Below are 6824 nucleotides of genomic sequence, written 5' to 3'. Positions count from 1 at the left end.
GTGAGAGCGCAATCCATTGGGGCATAGAGGCTCCTTAAGTGAAAAAACCCCCAGCCCGAAGGCCGAGGGTTTTCTTTACCAAGCGTCAATCAATGATTGACGAGTGGGGATGGTGCTTAGGCGTAGGTAAACTCAGTCAGGTCTACAGAGCCAGTCAGCTCGACGATAAAGTCAGTTGCTGCGTTAAAGGTAGTGGCGGTGCCTTCGTTATCTTGGACAACATAGGTATTACCGGCAAACTCAAAGCCGCTAACAGTGCCAGCAGTCAACTCGGATGCAGCATTCAAGAAGTTAGCAAACGTGGCGTTTACGCCAGGTGCTAGACCCAGATCTGCTTCGGTGATGATGTTGACATCAGTACCGGTAGTAGCAGTGGAAAGCACTGTACCAGCAGCACCAAACTCAATGCTGTCGTCTTCGTTTGCCTTCAGGTCAGTGATGGTGCTGAAGAGCGGTGCGCCTGCAGCAGTAACGCTAACAATTGAAGCAACGAATACGTCTTCGCCAGCACCACCAGTGATTTCATTAGACTCACCGAAAGTGATTTTGTCATCACCCGCAGAACCAGTAACGGTTACGCCGTCGTCAACAGTAATGTCAGCAGTCAAGTCACCATCTGTAGCATTGGAAGCAGTAACGCCAGAAACATCAACAGACTTAAGAGCAGTGTTACCAGTGCCGTCGAAGATAACCGCTTCGTTACCGGTTACTGTCAGGTTTTCCAGCTCTGTAGAAGTGACGGACAGTTCAGTAGAACGGAACGTGTCAGCGTCAGTCGCAGAAGTAGAAACGTTCAGGTTCTCAACGTCAGCAACAGTAACGTTGAAAGTAGAGTTATTGCCATTTGCACCGACAGTGGCGAAGTTCAATTCAGCATTGTCGTTGGTAGCTGCACCAGCAACGCTCAGAGTGATGCTGTCTGCACCGGCATTAGTGTTGACAAGCGTCAGATCACTTTCAGCTGTCAGATTAGTTACAGAGCCAGTATTGGCGTTAGTAGCAACAATCGATTCGAAGCCAATGTTACCCATAGTGGCAGCACTAACAGTCTGAGTTAGACCTGCCAGATTCAGCACCTCGAAGCCGCTGACGTTTGCTACTAGGTCATCTACCAAAGTAGTAGAAGCACCGTCAACGATGATGGTGTCACGACCTTCACCGCCCACGATTTTGCTGTTAGCAAGGTTAGCACCAGACGCATCAACGATATCATCACCGGCGCCCATAGTCACGGTACGCTGGGTCACGCCAGTCGCTAAGTTGGTACCAGCTGCATCAGCGATGGTGATAGACACGTCGCCAGTCGCTTCAGAAGCGTCGATGGTACCTGCGGTGAGGGCGGTAGTGTTAGTACCGTCATCTTGGCTGGCAACAGTCAGGTCAGCGGCACCAGTAATGGTGATGTTCTGCACAGCAGCACTATCGACCAAATTGGTCTCCACTGCAGTGTCAGAAATAAAGGTAACAGCGTTAGCATCACCTTCAGAAGCAATGCTGACGTTGCGAACAGTGTTCAGCTCAGCACCAACAGCGCCTTGCTCAACAGCCAAGTTCAGAGCAGCATTGTTCAGAACAATCGCTTGGGTGTCAGCAGCAGCTACAGTGTTGGCATCGTAGCGAACAGTGTAAGTGTGACCGGTGCTACGAGCGATGTTCTGTGCGCCGATAGTAGACAGAGAGTCCAGGTTGCTGACAGTCAGATCGTTCTGAGAGCGATCAGTCCAAACCTGCTCAACGCCAGTGGCGTTTTGGAGGTCCAGTTCGCTAGCACCCGTCACTGAGCGAGCAAAAATGTTCTCGACGCTTGTCAGGGTTGGAGCAACAGTACCGCCTGTCAGCGTAGCTGTCAGGCTATCAGTGCCTGCACCACCATCAATGGTGTCAAAGTTTTGCAGAGTTTGTGTGCCCGCAACGGTCAAGCCAGCAGCAAACGCGTCATCGTTGGCAGTACCTACCAGATCATCAACATCTGCAGTGAGACTGCGACTCTCCTATCTCCCCCGCCTATTGATTTACAAGGCTTTTTACCAATCCCCTAAGACCTCTCTGATCTCTTACTTCGCTATATCTATTTTTGATAGCAGATACATATATTTTGAATCACCTTCAGAACGAGCATTGGTGCGGCCTCGCGCCGTTTCTTCGTTTCTTCTCCCCATCTACTTGTCCTTCCCTTTCTCCATTCGACGCTCTTCCAACGCTGCGAGGCCTTTTGCGGTCACTGTAATGGTCAGGCTGTCAGTGGCCCCAAATAGGTCTACATCGATCCCCCGCTCCCGGAAAAGCCGCATCATGGCGGTCAGCGTGTCGGCCCGCATGGCCATTTCCAGGGTTTCGTTACGGGCGACCGTGGATTTAGCCACACCTAACGCATCTGCGAATTCCTGCTGACTCATGCCGAGGGCAGCCCGGCCCATGCGCATGGCGAGCGCAAAACGGTTTTTTTCTTCCATTAGGGTTTACACCTCACGATTCTGAAGCTATAAAGTACGCATTCGCTATCACTGATAGCGTATTCGCATCATAAGTACGATATTTAGCCAAATAGAGAGGAACCGCTCATGCCGTCGCAGAACCTAACCCAAGTCTTTGTGGATCGTAGCAATCTGTGCCCAAAGGGCAAGAAAAAGGTCGACTATTTCGATCTGAAAGTCACAGGACTGCTGCTAAAGGTGCTCTATTCAGGTCAAAAGACCTGGTATCTACGCTATGCCACCGATCATGGGCGTATGAGGGAGAAAAAGCTGGCCTTGGCCTCAGTGCTGTCGTTAGCGGAGGCCAGAGAGCTTGCCCGAGGTCACTTAAGTGACATTGCGAAAGGAAACGATCCCTTTGACCGCAAGGCGGCGATGAAAGCGATCCCGACGCTATCAGTGTTCATTAATGAGACCTACATGCCCTACATTCGTAGTCATAAACGCTCCTGGGAGACCGATCAGATACTGTTGCGCGCCCATGTGCTACCACACTGGGGTCATCTGCACCTGGATGAGATAACGCAACAGCGGGCGATCAAGCTGTTCGCCGATCACCGTTTAACCCACAAACCCGCGAGCACCAACCGCGTATACGACATGCTGAACACGGTGTTTCATCTGGCGATCCGTTGGGAGACCGGACTGACCGCGAATCCGCTCAAGAACGTGCGGCGTTATAAAGAAAACAATAAGCGGGAGCGTTATTTGACCGAGGGTGAGGCCAAACAGCTGTTTGAGGCACTGGAAACCACGAAAGCGCCCCAGTTAAGGGCCATCGTGACGATGCTGCTACTGACCGGCGCCCGTTTAAGCGAAGTGCTGAATGCCCAGTGGAAAGACTTTGATACGGTCGCGAAGGTGTGGACGATTGAGTTCAACAAGAGCGGCAAGACCCGCTACGTGCCATTGTCCGATTCAGCGATCCAACTGATCGAGAACATGCCGCGTATCGAAGGTTGCCCCTATTCGTTCGCCAATCCGCAGACAAAAGAGCCATATACAAGCATTCACTACGCCTGGGACACTGTCAGAAAGCGAGCGGGACTGGCTGACCTGCGCATTCACGATTTGCGTCACAGCTTTGCCAGCTTCTTGGTGAACGGGGGACGGTCGATCTATGAGGTGCAAAAGATCCTGGGCCACACCCAAATCCGCACCACGCAGCGCTACGCCCACTTGAGCCAGGAAACCTTACTGGAAGCGGCCAGTACGGCGATGAACAGCGTGCCCGCATTAGCCTCGTTGCCGATAAACGCGAGTGGCGCGCGTCCTACACGACCGCCCCGACCGGCGTTAATCGGCCACAGTCCGACGCCCTTGGCATCATCGGAGGGACTTACCGGGGATAGCAGCGCATCAGGAAATGGCGCTGATTAGAAAGGCAACAAAAAATAGGCAGAGACGATAAGGGCAGCCCCGGTTGGAGGCTGCCCTTTTTTGTGCGTCAGGCGGGTTACTGGAGAAGGTGGGATCAGTGCTGCGTCTCGGCACGGAGCTTTTCGACTTCTTCCACCGGTAGTTCTTCGATTTCTGCAATTAACTGATCATTCATTTCGGTCAGCGCAATCAGCTTGCGGGCCGCGTTGCGCTTGCTTTCCAACGCACGCTTCTCGGCTTCCCTTACGCGCTGCTCGGCTTCTTGCAGAACCTTCCGGCGCTCTTCCTGGCGCTCTTGCTGCGCCCAGTTCTCTAAGTTCTCTGCCAACATATCTTTGTCCTCCACCAAACTGTAGAAGGTGGGATCAGTGCTTATCTTCAATCCGCATCTTGGCAATCTCATCAACCGCTAACCCTGTGGCTTCGGCAATCTGCTCATCACTGAGCACACCGAACGCCAGTAAATGGCGAACAGTTTCACGCTTTTCTTCCAAAGCACGCTTTTCAGCTTCCCTTAAGCGCTGCTCGGTTTCCTGCAGAACCTTCTCACGCTCTTCACGACGCTCTTGCTGCGCCCAATTCTCTAAATTCTCTGCCAACATGTCTTTATCCTCCACCAAACTGTTGAGCTGATCCAGATTGACCTCAGCCCCAAGCCGCTGCAAATGACGCTTCAACCAGCGGGTAATGATCTTGTCGATACGTTCCTTGTGGGGGTCGGCCTGAATGATCGCTACAATCCGATCCACAGCCTGCTGCAGCCCTTTTCTATCCATCGACGCATTCTCGATGCTGAATACACCACTCAACGGTGTCTGGCGTAAGTTCAGCTCTTCATCAGTATAGCGTCCTTCATCGACGAGATAGTAACGCAAGTGTGGCTGATAGACCTGTAAAAACGCAGGCGGTTCAGGATGCACCATATCGTAAATATCTTGTCTGGCTGTCCAACGCTCAGAGCCGTTATAAAGCACAATCGGCAGGACGGGCGGTAGCCCCTTGTGCGGGGTTGTCGTTCCATTTTTGAGCAGGTGGTCATAGAAGCAGGCCACGTAGTGCATCAACCGAATCGGCATCGTGCGATCCACCCTAGATTGAAACTCCAGCAGAATGTAGAGGAACACCTGCTGGGTGACGCCCTGCCAAGTGACCTCCACTGACCAGACCACGTCTTCGAACTTCTCCTCGAACAGCGGCGTGATGTAGTTACCGCTGTGGTTCTTGAGCGTCGAGAAGTCCATCAGCTCGGCCATTTCGGCCGGGGCGAAGCCTTCAATCAGCTGCTGCACGAATTCAGGGTAACTGAATAGTTCCTTATAGCCAGTATCATGCTGCTTGTGGGTGGTATCCGCCATGCGCTCTCCTATCTCAGTGCTCTAATTCTACCACAGCGCCGCTTGTCAAGCGCTATCGCCTGTTACTTCTCCTCACGCTATCTATCCACTGCGTAAAGAAAAAAAGAACGCCACGCGACAAGCCCCGCCCCACGCTGCCGATCAGGGCAGTCGTGAGGCAGGGAGGCATGAGGACAAGTGATGACTGCTGTCTTACAGCCACCCCCGTTCAGCAAACGATGTGTAGCCTTCATGGCCCACCACGACATGATCCAAGACACGAATATCCACCAAGCCCAGCGCTTCCTGAAGCCGCTGGGTAATGCGCCGGTCGGCGTCGCTAGGTTCGGGATCACCACTGGGATGGTTGTGGACCAGGATCACGGCGGCGGCGTTGTTCTCAATGGCGTGCTTGATGACCTCGCGGGGGTAGACACTCGCGGAATCAATCGTGCCCCGGAATAGCTCATCAAAGGCGATCAGCCGGTGCTGGGTGTCTAATAGCAACGTACCAAATACCTCAAAAGGGTAGTCGAGCAGCAGGGTTTGCAGGCAGCGATGCACTTCATCGGGGCTGCCGAGTTTATTGCCCTTACTAAGCCGTTTCTGCGCGATCATCTTGGCCAGGTGTAACAGCTGGGCGTCGGTCACGTCGCCATCGACGCGGTAGGTGCCGGGCTCCTCCCCGGCGATCAGTTGGGGATTAGTGAGTAGCGAGGCGTTGAGCGGTGCGTTCATGGTGGCTCCTGATAGGGTATCTTGTAGAAAAATCCGTAGAAAAATATCCGGCGATTTATGCTGCTAAATCAGCACCTTTCAGCTCCGCAAAGCGCTCGGTGAGCTTCCATAACGCGCGATTTAAGCGCACGTCTTCGGTCACGCTGTTAATCGCTCGGGTACGGGTGGCCCGACCGGATTGAGAGCGACCACGTAAGCCGCCCTTGAAGAGGTTTTCCTGGGTACGGTTAAACACGCTCCACAGCGAGCCGTTGGCGTCCTCACTGCGTCGAGCTTCGAGGACATTGCTCGGTTGGATAGGGCTAGCCTGCTGCCAGTCGTCGCCATAGCGCAGCGACAGGGCCGCTTCGGCGAACAGCTGGGCTTCACCCCGGCTGATCAGCGTGGATTGGAACGCCTCCACCCCCTCGGCAATGCGGGGCACCTGATGGCTGAGTTGGATCGAGCCTTCCAATATTTCATCGACGATCTGCTTGCCGTGACGCACCCGAATACCGCCCACGTCGCCCACCGGCGTCACCATGCCGTTAAGGCACACCAGCCGAAACAGCCCTAGATCGAGCTGAAACGCCGCCGTGCGGTCGTGGCTATTGGTCAACACCAGTTCGGTAACGCTATCGCCCACGGTCATTTGTCGGTCGGGGTCCTGGCGGAAACGGATCATGTGCCGGGCTACGTCGCGGCGCTCGGCTTGGCGCACGTTGGTCTGTTGAGCACGCACGGGATACCAGCCCTCGGCCTGTAGGGCATCGACCACATTGATGGTGGGCACAAAGCCGTAGCGATCCGACACAGCTTCGTCGGGTTGGCTAGCAAACACCGCTGGAGCGGTACGGTGAAGTTGGTCGTGAGTGAGAATACGCATGGAAATATCTCCTTATCGGTCATCCACGGCATA

The 6824-nt window shown here is 53.9% G+C and carries 7 protein-coding genes; 1 reads left to right on the top strand and 6 read right to left on the bottom strand.

Annotation, left to right across the window (positions count from 1 at the left end; translation table 11 throughout):
• Positions 1–116 precede the first annotated feature (116 nt).
• Positions 117–1919: a beta strand repeat-containing protein gene (locus tag AC13CY_RS02015; RefSeq protein ID WP_483052236.1), complete on the bottom strand. Its 1803-nt coding sequence runs from the start codon at positions 1917–1919 to the stop codon at positions 117–119.
• 240 nt (positions 1920–2159) lie between these two features.
• Complete coding sequence (locus AC13CY_RS02010; protein WP_172514675.1) at positions 2160–2453, bottom strand: helix-turn-helix domain-containing protein; 294 nt, start codon at positions 2451–2453, stop codon at positions 2160–2162.
• Between the two features lie 108 nt (positions 2454–2561).
• Here AC13CY_RS02010 and AC13CY_RS02005 point away from each other — a divergent pair, with 108 nt between their 5' ends.
• Positions 2562–3854 carry a site-specific integrase gene (locus tag AC13CY_RS02005; RefSeq protein ID WP_172514676.1) on the top strand — a complete coding sequence of 431 codons (1293 nt, stop codon included), beginning with the start codon at positions 2562–2564 and terminating at the stop codon, positions 3852–3854.
• Positions 3855–3948: 94 nt separating this feature from the next.
• On the opposite strand, the gene AC13CY_RS02000 is transcribed toward AC13CY_RS02005, so the two are convergent.
• From AC13CY_RS02000 to AC13CY_RS01985, 4 genes are all read right to left on the bottom strand, one after another.
• On the bottom strand, positions 3949–4236 hold the full coding sequence (locus AC13CY_RS02000) for a hypothetical protein (RefSeq protein WP_288101756.1): 288 nt from the start codon (positions 4234–4236) through the stop codon (positions 3949–3951).
• Positions 4220–5209 carry an Rpn family recombination-promoting nuclease/putative transposase gene (locus AC13CY_RS01995; protein ID WP_172514678.1) on the bottom strand — a complete coding sequence of 330 codons (990 nt, stop codon included), beginning with the start codon at positions 5207–5209 and terminating at the stop codon, positions 4220–4222. The genes AC13CY_RS02000 and AC13CY_RS01995 overlap by 17 nt, the downstream gene beginning before the upstream one ends.
• Before the next feature lie 192 nt (positions 5210–5401).
• Positions 5402–5926, bottom strand: coding sequence for a RadC family protein (radC, locus tag AC13CY_RS01990; protein ID WP_172514679.1), 525 nt, complete (start codon positions 5924–5926; stop codon positions 5402–5404).
• A gap of 55 nt (positions 5927–5981) precedes the next feature.
• Positions 5982–6791, bottom strand: a complete 810-nt coding sequence (locus tag AC13CY_RS01985) for a DUF932 domain-containing protein (protein WP_172514680.1) — start codon at positions 6789–6791, stop codon at positions 5982–5984.
• Between the last annotated feature and the right edge of the window lie 33 nt (positions 6792–6824).

This window comes from Vreelandella sp. L-15, from assembly GCF_056857635.1.
This window is presented reverse-complemented; position numbering and strand designations above follow the sequence as displayed.

Bases quoted from the DNA above. Each gene is read 5' to 3' on its own strand.
- AC13CY_RS01995 (WP_172514678.1), bottom strand. From the start codon at position 5,209: ATGGCGGATACCACCCACAAGCAGCATGATACTGGCTATAAGGAACTA.
- AC13CY_RS02010 (WP_172514675.1), bottom strand. From the start codon at position 2,453: ATGGAAGAAAAAAACCGTTTTGCGCTCGCCATGCGCATGGGCCGGGCT.
- AC13CY_RS01985 (WP_172514680.1), bottom strand. From the start codon at position 6,791: ATGCGTATTCTCACTCACGACCAACTTCACCGTACCGCTCCAGCGGTG.
- AC13CY_RS02005 (WP_172514676.1), top strand. From the start codon at position 2,562: ATGCCGTCGCAGAACCTAACCCAAGTCTTTGTGGATCGTAGCAATCTG.
- radC (WP_172514679.1), bottom strand. From the start codon at position 5,926: ATGAACGCACCGCTCAACGCCTCGCTACTCACTAATCCCCAACTGATC.